A 20,334-nucleotide genomic window follows, 5' to 3' on the forward strand; every position below is an offset into this window, starting at 1 on the left:
GTGCTTTTGCTCATCCTGCCGACGTCGGTCGCCAGGTTTTTTGCGGCATCCGCCAGTCTATACCTTCCAGCAGATAACCGAGCTGCGCCGGTGTGATCACCACCGATCCATCTGCCGCCGATGGCCAGACGAAGCGTCCGCGTTCAAGCTTCTTCGTAAACAGGCAGGCTCCCTGGCCGTCATGCCAGATGACCTTGATCAGGCCACCACCGCGACCGCGGAACACGAACAGGTGTCCGCACATCGGATCGCGCTTCAGCGTCTCCTGCACCATCAGCGATAGACCGGGGAAGCCTTTGCGCATGTCCGTATGGCCTGTCGCCAGCCAGACCTTCACACCACTCGGAACCGGGATCATCTCCGTTCCAGCACGACATCGAGAATGCGGCCCAGCGCCTCGGTATCGATGTCGCTGTCCACGCGAATACGACGGCCCCGACCCAGCTCAATCGTCACATCGCTACGCTTCCGGCGGGACTGCGATGGGGCAGGCGGCCCCGAGGGAATGGGCGTGGCTGGAGGCGCGGCCTCGGACAGGATCACCGGCACCAACGTGCTCGCCGTTTCCGTCTTCGGCTCCTCGATTTGGCAAAGCTCCTTGCGCCAACGGAAAAGCTGGCTGACATGGATACCGGCCGCACGGGCAATCTCGGAAAGCACCGCATCTGGCTCAAAGCAGGCCGCAACAAGCCGCTCTTTGTCTTCCTGAGACCAGCGCCGCGGCGCTCGACAGACGTGATCACCTCAATCGGATGCTTCGTCATAGGACTACTCCTAGTGTTTGCACTAGGACTTCCGATGTTCGTCTCAACCTCGCAAGACGGGCCTCACCGGGCGCTTACGTTTCTACCCAGATGACGGCCGGTGTAAAGAAGGCACTGCGCTTGCACGCAATGTCTCGCGCAAGCTGACTGTCAAGGCAAACACCAGTGCGCGGCTGACGGAGGCACTTGCGGCGAGGACCGCAACGTCACTTTCCACCCCGCAGGCTCAATACGATCCGACACAGGACGATCCTGAGCGCGATTGAATTACATGCTCATTCGCTTGTCCCGATCTCAGCTGTCCACATGTCTCGCAAATGTCGGGCACCCGACACCTATTGTCGGATTGTCGAGATTAGAACGTTTGTTCGTCCGCCAAATACCGATCAATCCGCCCATCGATAAACGAAACTCATCTTCTTGGAGCGTCTGAGCAGTTGGCATGGTGTTTGCTGATCCCTGGTTACAAGCGGCAGAAAGCAGTCTGCATGATGCCGGTTCATGAAACGAACGGAACGGAGGCCACATGACGGTTCGTCATCGAACCGACGTTCTACCAAGCGGCCATGCATAGTCCGCCGGCGGAAGGGGTCAATCCCGACGTCACAGCTTGCAACCAACTCAATGAGAAGGAAAACGCTATGACCAAGATTTCCGAAAGATCCTTTGAAACGATCGAAAACCCGGCGTCATCGCCGCTCAAGGTGCCAGATCAGTTCGGCGCATCCGTTGAAAAGGGGAACAAGCAGGTGACAGAGGCTTTTTTGAAATTTGCGTCCGGCGCTGAAGCGACACAGAAAATGCTGCCTCCGATCCTCGAAACGACAAGTCTGTTCGGCAACGAATTGTCGTGGAAGACGATCGCTGCACTGCAGGCCGACGCCGAGGCCGGCTTCTCGCATCTGCAAGCTTTGCTTAGCGCAAATTCGCCGTCGCAGGTCCTCGAACTGCAGTCGACCTTCCTGCGCAAGCGGGTTGAGACAAGTTTGCAGCACGCCAAGGAATTCCGGGTACTCGCAAGCAGGACGGTGGAGGAAATCTCAAAGCCGGTCAAGGATGCTTTTGACAAGGTGCTGACGGACCTCAAGGCGACGTAAAACTGAGGCGACACCTAAATCGCCTGGACGGATCGTGATCGAAGCTTCTTTTCAGGAGTTTAAGACTATCTTTGACGAGTTGGTCATTGGGAGAGGATAGCTCCGCGGCAAAGACACCAATCGCTATGGCAACGATAGCAGCAGCCGCCCTATTTAGGGCGGCCTACTTTATCAGTCGTCCATTTCAAAGGTGCGGTATTCGCCGCTTTCGTTGTCGTAAACCTCGACCTCGACCGAGCCTCCAGAACGCTGGATGCTTTGGACATCAACGTCACGGTACTCGCCCGCTTCGTAGTCGTAAACCTCGACGGTCTGTCCCGATCTGACTAGATTGCCTTTGCCAATCTCGACCGCACCGCCAGAATCGCTATCTATACCATCCCATGCGAAGGTGTTCGCCGGAAGCGATAGCGTCAGGACGGCGGCCACCAACAACGATTTCAATGGCAATGGTAATCTCCGGTCTTGTGATTGGTGTGGCAGCCGTTTGAATCCGTTCCGCCACTGTGAGCGGAAGCTGCCGAGACAGACAGCGAGAACGTGGACCATGCGACCAAGATTGCGATTGCGATTTTCATTTCTAACCCCGACGGCAACAGGTGGGTGCGAGTCAGCTCGCCGCGCCTCGCGCAGTTGCCCAGAGAGTTGGATGCCCCACCCAAGAAGCACCTAATTCAATTTACACTAATGAGTCGAGCACATTAATACGAGGAACTACAATTTTGAGTATGGTAATTCGGTGACGTTCGATCCAACCTCGTGAACAGCCTGCGACGGAGTAACCTTTCGCAACAAGATCGTGCACACGCCGCGCGCAGCGGATGTCTGGTCCGGACTGGCATGGTCGCTGCGTTATCGCTTGCACCACGGCCGAGGCGCCGGCGGGCAGCTCGTTCTGACAGACAAAGGCCTTGCGGTCAGAATGCCATGAAGGGGTGCGTGGGCACGAGCGCGTTGTCGAAAGCAGCAAACCCCGCAGAGAATTCGTTCGATCGAGCCGGTGCGCAGTGCAACGAGCACGGCCGATCAAGGATGATGAAGACTATCGGAGAAATCAGCATAGCGGCCACCCAGGGGTGGGATTTCGGGAATTCTCGCCGTGCGAGAGCGGGGAACGGCGCAGCCGCAGGAGCCTCAACATAGTGGCCCGAAGGGGAGGCGGGACCGACTGCGCCCCGCTCCCGCACACCATACTGCAGCCCAACTGCCAGTCGGCGCGGTAAACTCAGATGAAACCAGATCCGAGATAGGTTGAGGCAAACAGAAGAGGACGGGCAAGTGGCGAAATACAATGTGGTTCCGTTCCAAAGGCCGCGGAAGTGCAGCAGCACGAATGATCGACATCGCATGCGGGGAAGTCACCCCGGCATGGACAGAATGGTCTGCGCACATCGCTGATGGCAGTTATCTCAGCCATCTTGATTGCTGCGGGAGGTTGGTTTGCTCGGCGGTGCTGGCTATGTCCCGAGTGTCTTCACACTAGCTGAAACGCCGGCGACGGATTCATCGTCGGCCGCGTTCTCGTTCTGCGGCGAGAGCGTGCGAACGAATTGCGTCGTCGATGGCGACACGTTCTGGTTCAAGGGTGAGAAAATTCGCATCGCGGATATCGACACGCCGGAGCTCAGCCCGCCGCGCGTTGCGCGGCGGAATGGATCAAAGGCGAGGCGGCGAAGGCACGCCTGCTGGCGCTGCTCAAAAGGAGGCTATTTCTCATAGACGGCCGGCTGGCGCGACGAAGACAAGTATGGCCGCAAGCTCCGCACTGTCTCGCGATCTAGACGCTCGCTCGGCAACACACTTGTCGAGGAGGGCCCGGCCAGACGCTGGGACGGCGCAAGACACGGATGGTGCGGCTGAGAAGCGGCGAGAGGATAGTCACCCTTGCGGTGGAGACCATGTGCGGGCTTCGTGAGCGCAAGCCAATAGACCATGCGCCAGAGGCGTCACGCCCAAACCGATCGCGACTTTCGCCTATCATCACCGATCTGAATCGATCAACGCCAACCGATTCATAACTGTCGTTGGACGCCATTCCCACGATCGGCGATTCTGGTCTCATGATCGCACAGCCTTATCATCTCTATGTCGAACGCACGGACGCCTCCCGGAACATGGCGCGCTACTATGCCATGTCGATCGAGCCGAACCTCCTGGGCGATGTCTGCCTGCTCCGGAAGTGGGGCCGCATCGGCGCAAAGGGCCAGACGATAATCCACCATTTCGGACGGGAAAAGGAAGCTGTCGAACTGTTTCTCGTTCTACTCCGACAGAAGCGAAAACGCGGTTACCGCCCGCGCACCGCGATGACGAACTGAAGCAAGGCCCGCCGAAGCGGGCCTTGGACGCGCCTCATCGGCGCCGGTTCCAATCGGTCTGAAGGAAGCTTCGATCTTGACGAAGAACGGGATCTTGATCGCAAGCTTCAGGCCGAGCTTGCCCTTGCGGAGGAAGTGGCTGATCACCTTGCCGAGGGTGCGGAGCCGGTGGCCGGTGGCGGCGAGGAATCGAGCGAGCTGTTGCATGGCGTTTCTCCTTTCGAACTGCGGTCATCGCAGGGGATAAGCGGCAGACCGGAAGGAGGGAAGCACCCAAGGGCCGGAACGGAAGTGGAGGACCTGGCGGCGGCTGAATTTTGTCCCGCGAGGAGCCGCAGAAAGCGGCGGGGAAAATTCTGTTGCCGCCAGGTTGCGTCCCGACGAACGGGCTACGACAGAAGGCAGGAGCCGATCAGCCGGCCGATGCACTGGAACGGCCGGAACTTAAGTGGAGGACGGCGGAGCCGTTGCATCTGCCGGCAGCTCCTGCAGACGCGACAAGCGGGACGGGCCGCGACGGGCGTGCCATCTGCCTGATTTCCGTTCCCTGTTGGCTGCGTCAACGACACGAAAACAGGCCGGCTCCCCGTCAGGGAACCGGCCGTTCTTGCTGTTGTCCAAAGGCGGGGCCGAAGCCCCGCCGGCAGGGCCTAGTCGAAGGCCGAGATCTGCGCTTCGGCGGCCTTGCGGCCCAGCGAGTGACCCGGCTGCTCGACCGGCCGGTCGAATGGTTTCCAGGTCTCGCCGAGCACTTTGGCATAGGCGGCGACGGCGCCTTCGGCCGCCATTCTGAGCGAATGGGCCTGGATGCCCATGTCGGCGGCGAATTCGCGCTTGCGCTGGGCGGCGCTGACATAGCCGACGGGGCCGTCGAGGTCCTCGTCGCGGGCGTCGTTGGCGGCCTTGGCCGCCTCAATCGAGTCTGCGCCGAGCAGCACCAAAGCATCCTGCAGGCATCGCTCGATATCGACGACGGTTCGGTCCTCGATCCGCGCGATCTCTTCCAACGTTCTACTCTGTTTCAGCCATCGGAGGGAGGCCAACTGGAGGGGGCAAAGCTTCGACGTATCCATTATCGAACGATCCTCTCTTGCTGGATGAGTTGCCTCGGAGTCGCATAGCGTGCTCATTTCTGCGATACGTACGGCACGGGCGTGGACTTGCGCGCAGCCGTCGGGCGCTCCACCAGAACGATTGTTCGCGGGAGGTCGGATGCCACGCTCAGCGACTTGAGCTCATCGCCCAGGCGCTTGTCCGCTTCGTTGAGGCGGTGATGAAGGCGATGGTAATCCGTCCAGGTTGGCGTCCGAAAGGTCTCGAGCCATCGCGAAGGCTGCTGAACGTCGCGCGTGAGGGTCCAATGGCGTGCGCCGGCTCGGCTTTGAACATGCCGCCGTCTGCGCATGATCTCAAGAAAGACAGCGGCGTTCTCTTCGGCAATCGCATATTCCGTCGTCACCAGAATTGGGCCGCTTCTCGGCTTCAGATCGAGTGCAGGTACTGGCGCATCGAAGGCGCCGGAGGCTTCGAGTTCAGACTCCAAGCGGTTGCTGATCGGCAGCTTGAGCCCAAGTGCGGCGACCAGCAACGAGCCGGCAGCAGAACATGCCAAGGATAGGGAGAGGGAATGGTTTTCGGCGATAATTCCCCAGAGCCAACTGCCAGCCGCGATCCCCCCATAAGTAAAAGCGCTGTAGATGGAAATCGTGCGACCCACCACCCAGCGCGGGCTTGCCAACTGCACGTTGACGCCGAACCCCGACCATCCGGTTACCCAGCCGGCGCCGCCGAAGGCGAGGCAGACTGTTGCGATGATCAGGGAAGACGTCAGCGCAAGTGAGATCGCACATACCGCGCACGCGACACATGCCAGAACAATCAGCAGTTCCTGCGTGACCGCGCGCCTGAGTGGCGGGTTCACGAGCCCCGCGATCAGCGCGCCGGCGCCGAAGCCACCCATGAGAATACCGTAGTCGATTGGGCCGCCCTTCAAGAGGTCTCTTGCGACGAGCGGCAGGAGCGCCAGCATCGAGGTTCCGGTCAGCCCAAACAGCGTACCGCGGACAATAGCTGCCTTGATTTCCGAGGATATCGCCGTGAACCGCAGTCCATCATAGATCGCCGTCATGAGCGCTTCGCGAGGGAGGGTCGACGCTTTCACGGTCCACTTGTTTCGCCACAGAGCGGTGAGGGGCGCGACGAAGCCAAGCGTGGTGAGCGCGAAAGTGACGAGCGGCCCAAAAATCGCGACGATGATGCCGCCAAGCGCGGGACCGACGCTACGGACCGTGTTGAATCCGACATTGAGAAGGGTGACGGCCGACGGCAGATGGCGGCGCTCCAGCATGTCGCCAAGCGAAGCGCGCCACGCGGGATCGCTGAGTGCGATACCGCAGCCGTCAAGGAAACTGAACGCCAGGATCATCCATGGATCGGTGATGCCGAAAGCCATCAGGATCGTCAGCATCGCCGAGGCCGCCATCATCAGGCTTCGGCCGACGATCATGACCATGCGCCGGCTGTAGTTGTCGGCAATCGCGCCAACGAAAATCGCAAGAAAAAAGGCAGGCAGGGTAGACGATGCCTGGACGAGGGCGACCATCACATCCGAAGTGGAAACGGTGGCCATCAGCCAGCTGAGGGCCACCGTCTGCATCAGCCAACCCAGGCTGGAGAGCTGAGACGCGAAGAAAATCGAACGGAACGTCGAATTCTTCAGTGGCGCCAGTAGGCCTACGGATGCTGTCCCTTCATTTGATGGCATGTCATTCGGTCTCTTTCGGACGGGGCACTTCGGCCGTCTTTGCGGGGCGGCGGCGATGAGGGAGGGCAGTGGGAACTGGGTTGGCCTTACTTCCTCTCTCCGGCCTTGAGCCTGTGAGCAGAGGGTCGCAAGTTCCGCTTCGGCGGGCTGCGGCAAGACCACAATCAAAAACAGAGGAAAAAGCGGCTGTCGTCGACCAGGGATCGACGACAGCCGAGTGAACCTGGATGGCAGGGGTTGATGCCACTCCCGGGCCAGGAGCCGTGTCGGACTTGCGGCTATTCTCCGCAGTCCTAGTGATCGTGAGGTTTTGTTTTTGGTCGGCGCCGCCTTTTAACCGTTGCTGCTCGACGGATGGTCTCATCACTAATCACCTCACGGACGCAAAACGCGCGGGACTGGATGGCTCCGGGTTCGTCGCGCGTCCGTTGTACGTTCAATAACGAGCTCAGTTTCCGCAGGCTTTTCACTCAAATGCAAAGCGGCGAGAAGCTGGGAGACGTCCTGATCCGATAGAGAGAGGCGATGATGCAGACGCCGGAAACTCATCCAGGCCGGCGTGCGAAACGTTTCCGTCCAATGGGAGGGCTTTCGAAGATTTCGCTGGAGCGTCCAGTCGCGCGCGCCTGCGCGAGCTAAGGCGTATCTGCGAGTGCGCATGTGATCGAAGAAGCTGTCCAGGTCGCTTTCGTCTATGGAATACTCTGTCCTCGCTGCAATCGGACCGCTTTGCGGCTTCAGATCAAGCGCCACCGATGGAGCCGGAAAAACCGAGCCCTGCTGGTCTCCCTCCGCCCCCAGATGCACCTGCAAGACGAACCCTGACGCAGCAACAAGAAGCAGCGCGGCCGCGGCCAGCTCGAGAGAAGAAGCGAGCGAATATGACTGGGCAACATTGCCCCAGATCCAGCTGCCGGCTGCCATGCCGCCGGATAGGAATGCATAATAGATCGAGAGCGTGCGGCCGACGACCCAGCGCGGACTTGCCAATTGCACCCAGACGTCAAAGCCGGTCCAGGTGATGACCCAGCCGGCGCCGCCGATAGCAAGCGCAAGTGTTGCTAAAGGCACAGAGGAGGTGAAGGCAAGTGAGATGCAACACACCGCGCAAGCGATGGAAGCAATTGCCATCAGCCATTCCTGAGGAATAACTTTCCTTAAGAGCCGGTTGTTCAATCCGGCCACGCAGGCGCCCATTCCGAAACCTGCGAAAAGAACGCCGTAGGCGATGGGGCCGCCGGCCAAACGATCGCGGGCGACGAGCGGCAGAAGTGCGAGGATAGCAATAGCGGCAAGGCCGAAGAGGGTTGCGCGCATGATTGTCGCCCGGATATCGGAGAAAAGCGCGGTGAACCGGATGCCGTCTCGGATTGCTGTCGAGATACGCTCCGCAGGCAGAGGAGACGGGCGCGCGTGCCACTTGTTACGCAATACCGCGGCGAGAGGCGCCAGGTTGCTGCATGCGGAGAAGAGAAAGGCGGCCAATGATCCGAGAGAGGCGAGAATAACCCCGCCCAGCGCCGACCCAACGCTGCGCGTCATGTTATATCCAATAGACATAAGCGTCACCGCGGCCGGGATATCCCGCTTGTCGAGGATATCCCCCACGGAGGCGTGCCAGGCGGGGTCATTAAGCGCAAATCCGCAGCCTGCCATAAATCCCAGCGCTAGAATGAGCCAGGGACTGAGGAAGCCGAAGGCGGCGGCAACTGCCAGTGCGACAGACGCTAGCGCGATCAATGACAGTCCTATGATCATCACCGATCGGCGGCTATGAGTATCGGCGATGGCGCCGGCGACGATGGAGAGTATGAATGCCGGAAGCGTTGTCGACGCCTGTACGAGCGCGACCATCAGATCGGAAGCGGTGATCGTCACCATCTGCCAACCAATCGCGACGGTCTGCACAAGCCATCCCAGATTTGCGACTTGCGCTGAACTCCAAATCGAACAGAATGCTGCATTGCGCAGTGGAGCAGGAGTGGTTGCCCCGGTCATGGAAACGTCTTCGATCTGCATCTGCATTTAGGTTACTCTGACGCTTCCCATCATCTCGCTGACGAAGGAGCTTATCCGTAACCACGATACGATTTCCGGCGTTATTCAGCTGCTTCGCGCAGGAACACTGCATCGAGCAGAATAGACACCAGGCAGGTAGCGCCGGTGTGAAGGCGGGCCGCCTGATATTCACCCTCGCGAATCTTTGAACCGGCCGCCGAGCTTTGTCCCTTCAGAGTTCACGCACGGCACTGCCGGTTCGGCCAACTGCCAAAGGCTTTCCCAGACCTCATGCGCCTCCCATACTAGCCCGGATTGAAGAGGTTTGGCCCCAGACGGAATCGTCCGAGTCCACAGATGCCCCTGTTGCGAGGCGCAACGGCCCGGGGTGGCAGCCGAGGCTCGCTAGTCCGACGCGCACGGGATGCGGCTGCCGACCCGGAAGCGAGCACAATCCGTAACAGAGGTGAGTTACCGGGCGGCGAACTTCGCAGCAGCCATAACCTATCAAACAGTACCCCGGAATCGCTAAGGATCTCACGGGAGGCTCCCCGCCAAGGTCCGCAACATCGGCCCGGATACCTAGAAATGAGCAGCGAAAACCTTAATTCAGTTCGATGGCTTAAAAATCAGGCCAAACATATTGCGGCTGGCAGTATGAAGGTCCTGCTCATGGTCTCCCGCTTCGGCCACTGCCTTAACGACCTTCTTTACCGCTGGCGAATTGGCGCGCTGCCCATCGACATCGTCGGCGTGGTCTCAAACCACTTCGACTATCAGAAGCTCGTCGTCAATCACGATATTCCCTTCCACCACAGTCCCGTGACCAAACAGAACAAACCGCAGGCAGAAGCCAAGATCATGGAGATCGTGGAGTCGACGTCGACCGAGCTCGTGGTTCTTGCGCGCTACATGCAGGTACTTTCGGACAAGATGTGCGGGCGGATGTCCGGTCGCATCATCAACATCCATCACTCCTTCTTACCGAGCTTTAAAGGCGCGAACCCTTACAGGCAGGCGTATCAGCGCGGCGTGAAGCTTATCGGCGCAACGGCGCACTACGTCACAGCCGATCTCGATGAGGGCCCGATCATCGAGCAGGACACCGTGCGGATTACCCATGCTCAGTCTCCAGACGACTACGTTTCGCTGGGACGTGATGTCGAAGCCCAGGTTCTGGCGCGAGCTATACACGCACATATCCACCACCGGGTCTTCCTCCATGGAAGCCGTACGGTCGTGTTCCCGCCAAGCCCCGGATCCTTCGCTTCCGAGCGAATGCGATAGAGCCTCTTTAGAGCATCCAACGTGAGGATCCGATGAGCTCAATACTTGCACTTTCGGTGGGTTCTTGCGGCGCCGGCACGTGGCACAGTGAGACATCGCCCAACCAGGGAGCGGTCGTTCCAGGAAGTCATTCGTCTCGCCGCGTTGCGGTCGTTTACCAACCGCGCCGCCGTCTTATCCATCGGGGTAGGGGCGTTCTGAACGCGAAGCGTAAACCGTGTCTGGGGTTCCCTGGGAACCCACGCCCCGCAGAGTTTGGGGATCGTCAAGGCCAATCTTGGTGCAGGCGATCCAAGCCAAAACGGTATCGAGGAGAAGAACCATGACCGATTGTCCCCGATATCGCGTTCAGCACCAGATTTGGCACCGCTCAACTCCTGTGTCGAGTTGGCATCCTTGTCCTTGGACCTCCGCCCGCTAAACTAGACTCGGTCCTGTGGTCGCCAATTCTTGGATTTTGGCAGATGCCGCTGTGTCCGACAATTTATTGTCTTCCATCAGAGTCTCCGGCTTGCGCAAATTACCCCCGATGAAGGTTGGTCCGCCCGGTCTTCCGCATGGGAAACGCGTGTTCCCTCAAAACGCCGGTGCGCCATGCATAGGTCGTATCGTCGATCATCTGCGGCTAGACCTCCTGGTTTGTCGGACGGCCGTACCATTTGGTGACGATGCGGGCGACTTTGGCGACGAGCGCGGTACCCATGCGAAGGTTCGAGTGTGCATCAAACATCTCCGGCGCCAAATAGCATCGAGACCTCGTTTGGGCGAAAGGTTATTCCTTTGCTGCAAAGCCTAGCTCAACGCGGCTTACATCCAAGATCGCCCGAAGGACGTCGATGCCGAATTTGAGGCTTTCCACCTCGACATCCAGCGAGATGCCCTCGGTGACTGTGCCTTTTGCGTTAGCGATTACCACCTCCTCCAGGTCTTCGAACCACTGAGGACTGTTCCCTTTGTGAAGCTTCGATAGTTCCGCAATCGCGACACTAAATGCCGATTGGACCGCGATTAGAGCGGCGCCGAGCTTTCGTTCGTCTACACCCGAGATGCAAACAATGGGGCTGTTTTTCTCATCCATGGGCTGTCCCTCTGCTGGCTCGCCACGAAACCTATTTCAACTGATAGGCGACAGTCCTCGATCGCCGACGAATCCAAAAAGGCCCGTAGGCTGGAGTCTCAGTAGTTAGATCAACGAATACGCGATGCTGGGATGTGGAAATGGCCGATGCGCTTGAGGACTGTTGGTATCGGGTCCAGCTTGCGAGGTTTCCAACCGGCAGCAAGGCCTCTAGGCCATAAGCGTCGCACCTTCTGATACGCGAGAGCGGGTAATCCTTTGTACAAAGTGGCTCGCATGCAAGGTCGCACGAAGGACACAAGTGCCGAGCCTGGGCTTTCCGGCCATGGTCTTCAGCGAGACGTCTGTTGCTTCCACAACTCAACACATTCCGACGAGCGGCATAAACCTGCAAACTCATTGTTTTTGATCCGCACGCGTCATACCTGGCCTGCACCCCACCGCCATGGCTTCGGCAAAAGGCTTTTACTCAAAGCAGGGACCTAGTTAGGCCCGTTTCTCAGGCAGCGTCACAAAAAGATCTGCGGAAGGCTCGTCCCGCTTTGCGCGCTCAGGTGCGCCCGCAGTCGATCTGGGAGCGAATTGCTATTCAGGTACACTTTGCAATCACGACCAAGCCGCGACAGAATGTGCAGCAGTGCAGTTCGCGCGTCGCCAAGTCCTCTCAGGTTGTTTCCACGAACCCTAAGCTCCTCCAGCCCCGTCGGCAGGTTAGGGGGCAGGTGGCTCAGTTCATTGCTGTCGGCGCTGAGCCACTTTAGGGTGGCCGGGAGGTCCTCGGGTAGGCTAGTCAGTTCATTGTGAGCGACTTCGAGCCTCGTGAGCTTTGCGGGAAGGCGCTCGGGCAGGCGAATTATGTTATTGAGCTCGGCGCGGAGATCCGTTAATTCGAGGGGGAGATTCTCCGGCAGGTGCGCGATTTCGTTGCGGGTGACATGAAGCTCCCTGAGCTCAGGCGGCAGGTTATCGGGCAAACTGGTCAGCCGGTTGTGGTTGACGTAGAGATACTTTAGTCCGGAAGGAAGCTCGTTCGGCAATCTGGTCAGCCGGTTGCCGTCGACGCAGAGCGTCTCGAGCATGTCCGGAAGAACCTCAGGCAGCGTGGTCAGCTGGTTGTCGCAGGCAGAGAGCTCTCGCAGACCGGGCGGGAGGTTTCTGGGCAGCCTGCCCAACCGGTTGTCATTGGCGTTGAGCCGCTGGAGGCCGGCCGGTAAGGTGGGGGCAGTGCCGTTAGGGACAGCGATGTCAAGTTCAGGGGGGCACGGAAATTGCGGGTTTCCGTCCAGGCCTCGATCCGTGCCATTGCCTCGTGCCGGTCCTCGTCCTGCGCCTGCTGCCCATCTTCCGCCCAGGCCAGTAAAATTTCTTTCAGCGCAGCTTCGCCGGACGAGGAGCCAGTCAAGCCTTCAACCCGGTTAAAAGTGTCTTCACCACCTTGTTCGGAACTATTGCCACCACCCCCCTGCCTTCTGCCCTTCATCGCGTCGCTCCTTAGGTCATTGCGTCACTGCTGATGTTATTTCCGTCGCGACCTTTCCTTCCAATACCAAATTCGTATCACGTTATGCTTCGGGGGCATGGCCAGCGTCCTTCCTCGAAGTGGACAGCGCATAATTCTTACCGCGACGTTGACCAATCCCACCATTGACATGCTGCGCGGACTCGGCCTGACAGGCATGGCCAGCGCCTATCAGAAACGCGAAACGCAAACGGAAGCGAGAGCCCTTCAAGCATGGTGAATGGCTTCGACCGCGCTCGAACGCGAGGCGGCTTCCGGCAGTAGTGCTTCGAGGCAAGAGCCCGCCCTGCAAAGCAGCGCTATGACGCGAGATCGAGAACGCTGATTTTTGCGCCGCCCGCGCCCTGATCGCAATTTCGTGACGCCGAGTGATAAAGGTATTTCATCCTCATGATGGCTATACTCCAGCTTGGTGGAGACATAAACTAGACGCATTTGGAGCCGCTTGCGGCCGATTTCGCAAGGCAACTCCATCAACTGAGGCGCAAGTTCCCGGAACAAGTGCTCACGCACGATAACCTTCCCTCATTTTCGGGCAATCTCGCGGTGTCGCGTTGATTCGGTAGGTCAGCTTACGACGCCAAGGCCGTTCCGCTGTTCATCTCTACGCCTGCAGGGCCCTGCCGACTTAAAGGCAACGACTGCCGGACAGCCGAGGCCCAGAACCAGTTCACCTTGACATCGTGTCACTCGGGCGTAACAGGCGGCAGCCCGAGTGTCGCAATAAGCTTCATTATCGACGGCGTGGGTGGACCCGGTGTCGGCGGCGGCATGGAGACGATGGACCCGAGCCGCGGAGGCGTTGCCATAACGCCAATCATCGTGCCGATAATGGCTATCCCATCGGCGCTGATTTCGATGGCCTGGGGGCCGGTTCTGCCCGATACTACAAGGCGGATCTTGTCGGGTGTTACCTCGACGCGGCTACCCAAGGCCGCTGCGGCAGAGGACGCGGGCGCGGCGACGCCCGAGGTCAGGAGGAAGTGTCTCTTGACGTCGATGCTGTAGATATTCCCGACCTCGACGGTATGATTCTTCTGCGCCTTCAAATAGACCTCCTCACGGCCTTGCTTGTCCTCAAAGCGCAGTTCATTGTACGCATTAGCGGCGCCGCCATCGGTATGCGTCCGGAAAGTCGACCGCGTTTTGTCAGTCGGCAGGGTTTCAGGCGGCAGATTTGAGCCATTGTATACGACGCCGGTCACCAGGGGCGTGTCGGGATTTCCGTGGATGAAATCAACGACGACCTCATGGCCGATCCGTGGGACGACCAGGTTGCCAAAACCCTTACCAGCGAAGTTTTGGGCCACCCGAATCCAGCAGGAGCTGTTCTCGTTCTTTTCGCCTTCTCGGTCCCAGAAGAACTGAACCTTCACACGGCCGTACTTATCCGTCGCGATCGATTCGCCCTCGGGGCCTACGACGACGGCCGTCTGCGGTCCGTGAATCAACCGCGCCGATGTGCGGCGCCTCGGGCGGTACTGGGTGGTCGCGGGGATAATCTCTACGTTGCTGTGATAGAGGAAGCGCTCGCCCTTCCCCCCCACGGTGTCCGCAGTGAGATCGTCCCCCACCTCTCCGATGACAGTGAAGTCCTGTCCGACTGCCAGAAAGCGATCGGTGGGTTTCGGCCGGGAACCGACCTGGCCGTAGTAGAAGGGATTTGCGGCCTTGAATAATGACCCGGTCGTTATCTGGCGCGCAGTGCTTTCGATCCGCGCGCGATAAGCGTTGCAGGCGAGTTCCTCGGCACGGATGGTGGCGTAGAAATCGCCATCGCTTTTTTTTGTATAGTGGCCTGGATACTCGAAGACCTCCCGCATTGCCGTGCAGCCGCTGCTTGCCGACGAGGTCTCGCCCGTTCTGACCGCCACGCTCTCCGGCGGTCGGGTGATGGCGCTTCCCGTGAGCTTGCGGGGCGGAATGCCGCCTGTCCTCACGGGAGGAACGCGCGCGACAGACGTGAGTTCTGCCATCGGCTTCTCATGGTCATAGTCCCTGAGAACGACCTTGTTCGGCTGTAGCGAAACGACCTCGTCCCAATGCAGGATGACGTCTTCTTGGTACAGACTTCGGGCGGGCCTGAGATTGTGGTGGGTCTCCACGATCTCAGGCGTGCAGGCCATGTGGCTCGCGGCGTTGTCGACCAGCACGAGGTCATGTTGGTCCTCAGCATGTTCAAAATAGTAGTAGATGCCGTCCTGCTCCATGAGGCGGCTGACGAAGGCCAGATCCGTTTCATCGTACTGGACGCAATATGGGCGCTGTGGGAACCGTCGGGCGGTCTGATTCTTGAAATTGCCTTTATGTTCTCGAAAAATCGTGGTGATGATCTCGATGCTGGTCTTGTTCTGAAAGACCCGACTGTTTGAGCGATGCTCGAGCAATGAAATCCACGGGCGCACCTGCGCCACGTAGTTGAGGTGCTCGGTATCGTCGAGGCCGAGATATTGGAAGCGCGTAACAACACCGTTGAAGAAGCGCGTTTGCGAGTCCTTGAGCTTAAGCCCGATTGTCAGGCTTTGACCGGGAATCGTAGCAAAGTTCTGAACTGGATTGCGGCTGGCGAGCTTCACCTCGTAGAGGAAAGGTTCCCCCAGCCGCTCGGTGCCACTGAGCCGTCGGAGAGAGATTTCATTCAACTCGGACGCGGCCGAAGTGACCGCAACAAAACGATTGTGCCTTAAGAGACTCTCGATTCTTGACAGGACCATGGTGGTGTGTGTTCCGCAGATTTGATGAGAAGGCGCGGTTGCGCCCGATAGCGTGAGTAAGATGCCGCCGAAGCCATCGGCGAAGATGCAGAAAGACGTTTATCTCGTGCATCGAAATCGCCGACCGTTGCTCAGCCAAGATGGCTTGCTGGCCCGCATCGTCAGAGCCAGGGGGGGGGGGGCGGGGCGAAGAAAGCGTGTGGGCCTCTTGGAACTCACCCACGCTAACTCCCACCCAAATCTCGCCATGCGGCCTTAGAACATTGATGAGTTGGCGGATTCCGGCGGTGCTAGCAACGACGTATCTCCTGGAATTCTCAGCCAGGCCCAGGGCGCAGCGCCCTAGCGGACAACCACGGTGGTCGAGTTTCGCCGCGATCGTCGCCTCGATCGGCCTCTCCGCTGCTGAAGCCTCAAGGGCGTCAAAATGGCGAGAACATTCCAAAGAGGCGTCACGGCGAATTTTGCAAAGGGCCTTGGCGGTCTCATTGCAGTTTGCGTTGAGCTTACTGAAGATAGTCTGGCTTCCGATGCTTGTCATAACGGGCCTTCCAAGCCGCCGCCCGCCGTGCCGCCGCACTTGGCATCGAGGGCACGTGAGCCATTCATCCGATCCAGATCGATCTCGCCAACGAGATCTTCTCCCCGCCCGAAAAGAAGGTCGAGCGGGCCCGCCGCATCATGGATGTCCGTTTCGGGAGAGTGCCATGCGGCAGCCGGTGGGCCGCGATCAGTTGGGGTAGTTGTCAAGTCATCGGCGTGCTGGCGCCTTCTCCGCTTGCCCATCCAACTGGACCAACCGAGTCTGCCGCAGCGACCCAACTGCACTTCCGGGACCTGCTCCTGACGAAGTACGAGGTTAATCTCCCAGTCCAGTTCATCTCCAAGGTAGTTGGAGATGATCTGCGCTATCGACTTGAGGCCGGGAGCTGCAGGCAGAAGCGACTCGTAATGAGCCAAGCTGAGGGGACCCACAATGAGTCGGAACCGATGGTGCCACACTTTGATCCTCGCACCTGCAACAGCCGTGCTGTTCAGCGTGCCCGTGCCCGGGTCGCGGCCCAGGAGGCAGAGCGATATGCGGGGCAGCTCGACCCATTTTGGGACAAATTCACGGATATCAACCGGCGCCTCGACGAAGCTGGCGAGGATGGCAGCGAGCCCCTCGGCGTTGCGGGTGTGTGAGGCGAGACGGCCGGTGAAGTGGAGTTTGGCCAGATCGGGCATAGCATCCCGCGCGCGCAGGGAGGTCATCCCGAAGCCGGCTAGCGCGCCGAGCTGAAGGGCAAATCGATCTTCTTGTGGCCTGTCATAGCTCACGGTCGGTTCGCCCTCCGCCCATGCGCGGAAGAAGAACGAGGCCATTCGATGATGAAAGGTATCAGCAAATCGGATCAGCGTCTCATCCCCGGAGTTGTGCTGCCGGAGAAGGGCGTACTCCGTCAGATGCAATGGGAGGGGACCGTGGGGTCCAAACAAGCCGAAGGCGTAGGTGGAGATTACGGGATCGTTCTCCTCGTGAGCAGTCACGCCCGCGATCGATCGAGTCGGAAATGCAAGGGAGGGCTGCTGGGCGATCCGCACACGATCCAGGCTGGGACCGCTCGATTCTCCCAGCCGAGGCCGATCTGAGCTGATTGCATCGATCCGCCGCAGAGCCTGGAAGAAGTCGCAGGCATGCGGCTCGGCCCCAAGCGAGCTTAGGAAGTCGCCGAGTGCCCCCGAAATCAAAGGATCGCCCGGCGGCCGGCCATCGTCGGCCATCGCATTACCTCCCCGCGCTGTAGCGTCGAGACGACCATCTCGGTGAAGCTGTTGATGGATACGTATTTTGCGAAGAACTGGTTGAGCACGGAGGCGAGCGGAAAGATGCCAACGCCTTCGAAAGCCGCCTCGTCCAGGATGATAGCAACCTCAATCCCACGTGCTACGGCGGCTTGTCCACCGCTGGACAATCGCCTGACCGCAGGCCTGGACCGGATCTCCCGGATCCCGTCGATCTGCCGTGAGGCGAAGGCGTTGACTGGATCGACGTAGAGGCGGAGGAGTTCACGCAGCGCTTCTGCGCCCCGGTGGTCGTTCCTATCGGAATTGCTGATCGAGAGGTAGTTCAGTGAGAGATGGCTAATTAATCGCCAGGTGATATCGCCATTGGCGAAGGAGTGGCGCGGTCGGCTCGGGGGCGATACGCACCGGGTGGCGGTAACTGGAGCGCCGATTTCCAGGGTGAAGTCTGTCTCGTCCCGGCCAATCGGCAGCAGCAGCGCCAGATCCCGGTTCGAGCACAGGCAGTTTACAGACAAATGCCGGAGTTCTGCCGAATAGGGAGCCGCCTGGCGATCAACTAGAGAAACGAACGTCTCGCTGCCGATATAGCCAGTCCGCGCGCCATTTAGACGCTGGTGCTCCGACATGAGGCGCTGCTCCCGGCGGATCGCGTAGTATCTGGAGTGCTGCTCCTCCTGACCGTGCGCGCTGATGCTATAGAACGGGTAGAACCTCACGGGAGCCGCTTCGTTTTTCGCCCCGTCTCCGCTCATCTCGAGGATCGAGTGGACCTCAAAGTCGAGCGGCCTCATCCTGTCAACAATCACATGATGCTCGGTGTTCTTGTCGCTCACGTGGACGAGATCTGCCTGGCGTTCGAACAGATTAATCGCGGGCGTTGCGAAGAGAACGATATTTTGGGGTCCGAGCTGTCGTTCCAGCCGTGGCTCGACACGTCCAAGTGCGAAGACGATCTCAAGGGTCTCGGCAGTTGACAGGGCTACTGCGTCTGCCAGCCCGCTAACCTCGACGAACAACGTCCGCTCCGCGAGGGCGAAATACTCCTGTAGGAGACGGTACCCGTCGAAAGAGCGTGGCACCTCGGGCAGGAGAGCACAGCTCGGCTCCAAACCGCGCTGCTGCAGCGCATGAACCGGAATCTTTTCCTGCCAAGGGATGGGCCGGCCGACCGGACGGGCTAAGATATTGCATGCGTCACCGAGAAGCTGTTCGGCGAGTGCGGCGCCGATGCCACCGGGGCCTGTTAGGTGCAGTGTGAGAGCGTCTAGTGCGAGTCTATTGAACGGCATGCCATTCGTGGTGCGAAGGCGTAGTCGCAAAGCAGCCTTCGCATCTTGCCGGGCCGGAAGATCCAGTGCGGCGATCTGCCCCGGCGTCGAAAAATAATCGGCAGCGCTTACCACAATTGGCCAGAGATGCACATCATGGGCCGTGCGGAACTCGCAATGTGTGACGGCACCCGGAGCAAGACGGCCCAAAAGCTTGGTTCCCCGCGGCACGACGTATCCATTCTCAAGTCGTCCGGCCTCCTGGTCGGGCTCGAAGCGCACGATCGTCATCGACGGGAGCGGCGGTAGAAAATGCGGATAGACCATCTCCAGGAGGTGCTGGGTGAATTCCGGAAAGCGAGACTGAAGCTTCAATTGCACCCGCGCCGCCATGAAAGCGAAGCCTTCCAGAAGCCGCTCGACGTAGGGGTCGGCGACCTCCACTGATTCCATCCCGAGCCGGGCGGCGACCTTCGGGAATGCGCGGGCGAACTCGGCCCCCATCTCGCGCATATAAGCAAGTTCATCGTTGTACAGTCGCAGGAGCCGGGGATCCATCAGCTTATCTCTGTACCGAGATGAAGGACGCGGGCGGATGCGAGCTCGGAGTTTACCTCCGTACGCATCACCATTCGCACCGGCAATGGCTGCGCCCACAGATCGGCTTCGATCCTAAAGCGAAAAGTGCCGCAACCCTGACCATCGTCCAGGACCGTCACCTTGAGGGTGTCCGGTAAGAGACGCGGCTCAAAGCGCTGAAGGCTCTCGATTATCGCTTCGCGCAATGCGCTCTTATCCATGCCTTCGCGAATTTGTCCGCTGAGAGGCCAGGCACCATAATTAAGTGCACTGGCCGCTACGTGAGGGTACGCTTGTAGATCTACGGTTGCACCCAATTGGTTGGTGTTCAACAACCAGGAAACATCGCGTAGAATCACCTCTTCCAGTTGGCGAACAGAGAAACTGCGCTTGTCCTGCGCTTCACACGAGCTGCGCGGCTCATCGTCCGTAAGCCGGTCCAGGAGGGATGGTTGCACGAGATCCCGCTTAACATCTCTGCCCATGTTACAATCTCCAGGTGCAATATCGAAGAGGCGATCCGCCGTTTTCGCGCGCGGCCCGGAATATTCCCGTTCCCAATGGCCCCATCAGCCGACGAGCCTATTGAAGTCGGTACTGTTCGCGATTTGGTTCCAGATGCCCTCGCCTGCTTTGGTAAGAGCGCCTTTTTCATCCTGCCTGTAATAGATGACCTTGCAGGCGCCGAACCGGAATGTGATCGTCTCCTCGGGGGCCTCTTCCGCATAGGACCACTCGACCTTCTCGACTACCAGCATATTGAAACTCCAGTGCAAGAACAGGTTCGATTCTGATGTAGCTTGTCCGCTCCCCGTCGCTTTGAAAAGTTTTAGTTCAACGTTATTGAAGTGGGCGCCGCGACCGCAGGCAACGTACAAAGAGGGCGATGACGTATCCACCTGCTTCTTGATAGTGAAGACCTCGAATTCGGCCTTGCCCGCGCCCGCCCCGGCGGTATGAGGCCCAATGTTCAGCTTGTTTTCGAGTGAAAAGCTCCATTCGTCCGCTAGCGTGATACCGTCCTTTAGAATGATAGATTCGCCCTTGGGCAAAATGCCGTCCTTGGACGCCTGCGTGAACTTTATAACCGCGTCGAACGCCATGATGGATTTTCCTTATCTCGTTGATCTGATTGGGCCTGGATTGTATCGGCCAGCCCA

16 protein-coding genes and 5 pseudogenes are annotated in these 20,334 nt (G+C 59.2%); 5 read left to right on the forward strand and 16 right to left on the reverse strand.

Annotation, left to right across the window (positions count from 1 at the left end; all coding sequences use genetic code 11):
• Positions 1–10: 10 nt before the first annotated feature.
• Together tnpB and tnpA are read right to left on the reverse strand one after the other, a co-directional pair.
• Positions 11–358 carry an IS66 family insertion sequence element accessory protein TnpB gene (gene tnpB / locus CO657_RS24440; RefSeq protein WP_008536947.1) on the reverse strand — a complete coding sequence of 116 codons (348 nt, stop codon included), beginning with the start codon at positions 356–358 and terminating at the stop codon, positions 11–13.
• Positions 355–714: pseudogene (gene tnpA, locus CO657_RS24445) on the reverse strand (IS66-like element accessory protein TnpA); the annotation flags it as partial. The gene tnpB and the pseudogene tnpA, both read right to left, overlap by 4 nt.
• Before the next feature lie 691 nt (positions 715–1,405).
• On the opposite strand from tnpA, the gene CO657_RS24450 reads away from it, so the two are divergent.
• The gene (locus tag CO657_RS24450) at positions 1,406–1,861 is read left to right on the forward strand and encodes a phasin (RefSeq protein WP_054186405.1); all 456 of its coding nucleotides are present in this window, start codon (positions 1,406–1,408) and stop codon (positions 1,859–1,861) included.
• A 171-nt stretch (positions 1,862–2,032) separates the two neighbouring features.
• Here CO657_RS24450 and CO657_RS24455 read toward each other — a convergent pair whose 3' ends face one another.
• Positions 2,033–2,311: a DUF5334 family protein gene (locus tag CO657_RS24455; protein ID WP_245293119.1), complete on the reverse strand. Its 279-nt coding sequence runs from the start codon at positions 2,309–2,311 to the stop codon at positions 2,033–2,035.
• The gene (locus CO657_RS24460) at positions 2,302–2,439 is read right to left on the reverse strand and encodes a YHYH domain-containing protein (RefSeq protein ID WP_096771945.1); all 138 of its coding nucleotides are present in this window, start codon (positions 2,437–2,439) and stop codon (positions 2,302–2,304) included. Before CO657_RS24460 ends, CO657_RS24455 begins: the two co-directional genes overlap by 10 nt.
• 837 nt (positions 2,440–3,276) lie before the next feature.
• Between CO657_RS24460 and CO657_RS37495 the strand changes: the two are divergent.
• Together CO657_RS37495 and CO657_RS24470 are read left to right on the forward strand one after the other, a co-directional pair.
• Positions 3,277–3,721: pseudogene (locus CO657_RS37495) on the forward strand (thermonuclease family protein).
• A gap of 200 nt (positions 3,722–3,921) precedes the next feature.
• Complete coding sequence (locus CO657_RS24470) at positions 3,922–4,179, forward strand: WGR domain-containing protein (RefSeq protein ID WP_054186367.1); 258 nt, start codon at positions 3,922–3,924, stop codon at positions 4,177–4,179.
• Here the strand turns inward: CO657_RS24470 and CO657_RS36905 are convergent.
• The 4 genes and pseudogenes from CO657_RS36905 to CO657_RS24485 all read right to left on the reverse strand — a co-directional run bounded on the left by CO657_RS36905 (position 4,123) and on the right by CO657_RS24485 (position 8,962).
• A complete protein-coding gene (locus CO657_RS36905) occupies positions 4,123–4,386 on the reverse strand; it encodes a histidine phosphatase family protein (RefSeq protein ID WP_164918681.1) in 264 nt (87 codons plus the stop codon). The genes CO657_RS24470 and CO657_RS36905 overlap by 57 nt on opposite strands.
• A gap of 443 nt (positions 4,387–4,829) precedes the next feature.
• Positions 4,830–5,087 (reverse strand): annotated as a pseudogene (locus CO657_RS37160) (hypothetical protein); the annotation flags it as partial.
• A 218-nt stretch (positions 5,088–5,305) separates the two neighbouring features.
• On the reverse strand, positions 5,306–6,943 hold the full coding sequence (locus tag CO657_RS24480) for an MFS transporter (RefSeq protein WP_128715600.1): 1,638 nt from the start codon (positions 6,941–6,943) through the stop codon (positions 5,306–5,308).
• A gap of 375 nt (positions 6,944–7,318) precedes the next feature.
• Complete coding sequence (locus CO657_RS24485; RefSeq protein ID WP_054185921.1) at positions 7,319–8,962, reverse strand: MFS transporter; 1,644 nt, start codon at positions 8,960–8,962, stop codon at positions 7,319–7,321.
• Between the two features lie 567 nt (positions 8,963–9,529).
• Here CO657_RS24485 and CO657_RS24495 point away from each other — a divergent pair.
• Positions 9,530–10,228 carry a formyltetrahydrofolate deformylase gene (locus tag CO657_RS24495; protein ID WP_280950512.1) on the forward strand — a complete coding sequence of 233 codons (699 nt, stop codon included), beginning with the start codon at positions 9,530–9,532 and terminating at the stop codon, positions 10,226–10,228.
• Positions 10,229–10,853: 625 nt separating this feature from the next.
• Here the strand turns inward: CO657_RS24495 and CO657_RS38280 are convergent.
• From CO657_RS38280 to CO657_RS24515, 4 genes are all read right to left on the reverse strand, one after another.
• Positions 10,854–10,958 carry a hypothetical protein gene (locus CO657_RS38280; RefSeq protein ID WP_245293070.1) on the reverse strand — a complete coding sequence of 35 codons (105 nt, stop codon included), beginning with the start codon at positions 10,956–10,958 and terminating at the stop codon, positions 10,854–10,856.
• A 42-nt stretch (positions 10,959–11,000) separates the two neighbouring features.
• Complete coding sequence (locus CO657_RS24505) at positions 11,001–11,306, reverse strand: hypothetical protein (RefSeq protein WP_004680432.1); 306 nt, start codon at positions 11,304–11,306, stop codon at positions 11,001–11,003.
• Between the two features lie 509 nt (positions 11,307–11,815).
• Positions 11,816–12,385 carry a leucine-rich repeat domain-containing protein gene (locus tag CO657_RS37500; protein WP_245487159.1) on the reverse strand — a complete coding sequence of 190 codons (570 nt, stop codon included), beginning with the start codon at positions 12,383–12,385 and terminating at the stop codon, positions 11,816–11,818.
• A gap of 1,126 nt (positions 12,386–13,511) precedes the next feature.
• A complete protein-coding gene (locus tag CO657_RS24515) occupies positions 13,512–15,539 on the reverse strand; it encodes a type VI secretion system Vgr family protein (RefSeq protein WP_054185918.1) in 2,028 nt (675 codons plus the stop codon).
• Between the two features lie 549 nt (positions 15,540–16,088).
• Between CO657_RS24515 and CO657_RS37505 the strand changes: the two are divergent.
• Positions 16,089–16,226, forward strand: a pseudogene (locus tag CO657_RS37505) (CoA ester lyase); the annotation flags it as partial.
• Positions 16,227–16,331: 105 nt separating this feature from the next.
• On the opposite strand, the pseudogene tssG reads toward CO657_RS37505, so the two are convergent.
• The 4 genes and pseudogenes from tssG to CO657_RS24535 form a co-directional block, all read right to left on the reverse strand.
• Positions 16,332–17,303 (reverse strand): annotated as a pseudogene (tssG, locus tag CO657_RS24520) (type VI secretion system baseplate subunit TssG); the annotation flags it as partial.
• Positions 17,267–19,153, reverse strand: a complete 1,887-nt coding sequence (tssF, locus tag CO657_RS24525) for a type VI secretion system baseplate subunit TssF (RefSeq protein WP_054185916.1) — start codon at positions 19,151–19,153, stop codon at positions 17,267–17,269. The gene tssF and the pseudogene tssG, both read right to left, overlap by 37 nt.
• Positions 19,153–19,659, reverse strand: coding sequence for a type VI secretion system baseplate subunit TssE (gene tssE / locus CO657_RS24530; RefSeq protein WP_054185915.1), 507 nt, complete (start codon positions 19,657–19,659; stop codon positions 19,153–19,155). Before tssE ends, tssF begins: the two co-directional genes overlap by 1 nt.
• Before the next feature lie 84 nt (positions 19,660–19,743).
• Positions 19,744–20,277, reverse strand: a complete 534-nt coding sequence (locus CO657_RS24535; protein WP_007636660.1) for an Hcp family type VI secretion system effector — start codon at positions 20,275–20,277, stop codon at positions 19,744–19,746.
• Positions 20,278–20,334 lie beyond the last annotated feature (57 nt).

This window comes from Rhizobium acidisoli (assembly GCF_002531755.2).
GTDB classification, from domain to species: Bacteria; Pseudomonadota; Alphaproteobacteria; order Rhizobiales; family Rhizobiaceae; genus Rhizobium; species Rhizobium acidisoli.

Bases quoted from the DNA above. Each gene is read 5' to 3' on its own strand.
- tnpB (WP_008536947.1), bottom strand. From the start codon at position 358: ATGATCCCGGTTCCGAGTGGTGTGAAGGTCTGGCTGGCGACAGGCCAT.
- CO657_RS24450 (WP_054186405.1), top strand. From the start codon at position 1,406: ATGACCAAGATTTCCGAAAGATCCTTTGAAACGATCGAAAACCCGGCG.
- CO657_RS24460 (WP_096771945.1), bottom strand. From the start codon at position 2,439: ATGAAAATCGCAATCGCAATCTTGGTCGCATGGTCCACGTTCTCGCTG.
- CO657_RS24470 (WP_054186367.1), top strand. From the start codon at position 3,922: ATGATCGCACAGCCTTATCATCTCTATGTCGAACGCACGGACGCCTCC.
- CO657_RS36905 (WP_164918681.1), bottom strand. From the start codon at position 4,386: ATGCAACAGCTCGCTCGATTCCTCGCCGCCACCGGCCACCGGCTCCGC.
- CO657_RS24480 (WP_128715600.1), bottom strand. From the start codon at position 6,943: ATGCCATCAAATGAAGGGACAGCATCCGTAGGCCTACTGGCGCCACTG.
- CO657_RS24485 (WP_054185921.1), bottom strand. From the start codon at position 8,962: ATGCAGATCGAAGACGTTTCCATGACCGGGGCAACCACTCCTGCTCCA.
- CO657_RS24495 (WP_280950512.1), top strand. From the start codon at position 9,530: ATGAGCAGCGAAAACCTTAATTCAGTTCGATGGCTTAAAAATCAGGCC.
- CO657_RS38280 (WP_245293070.1), bottom strand. From the start codon at position 10,958: ATGTTTGATGCACACTCGAACCTTCGCATGGGTACCGCGCTCGTCGCC.
- CO657_RS24505 (WP_004680432.1), bottom strand. From the start codon at position 11,306: ATGGATGAGAAAAACAGCCCCATTGTTTGCATCTCGGGTGTAGACGAA.
- CO657_RS37500 (WP_245487159.1), bottom strand. From the start codon at position 12,385: ATGCTCGAGACGCTCTGCGTCGACGGCAACCGGCTGACCAGATTGCCG.
- CO657_RS24515 (WP_054185918.1), bottom strand. From the start codon at position 15,539: ATGGTCCTGTCAAGAATCGAGAGTCTCTTAAGGCACAATCGTTTTGTT.
- tssF (WP_054185916.1), bottom strand. From the start codon at position 19,153: ATGGATCCCCGGCTCCTGCGACTGTACAACGATGAACTTGCTTATATG.
- tssE (WP_054185915.1), bottom strand. From the start codon at position 19,659: ATGGGCAGAGATGTTAAGCGGGATCTCGTGCAACCATCCCTCCTGGAC.
- CO657_RS24535 (WP_007636660.1), bottom strand. From the start codon at position 20,277: ATGGCGTTCGACGCGGTTATAAAGTTCACGCAGGCGTCCAAGGACGGC.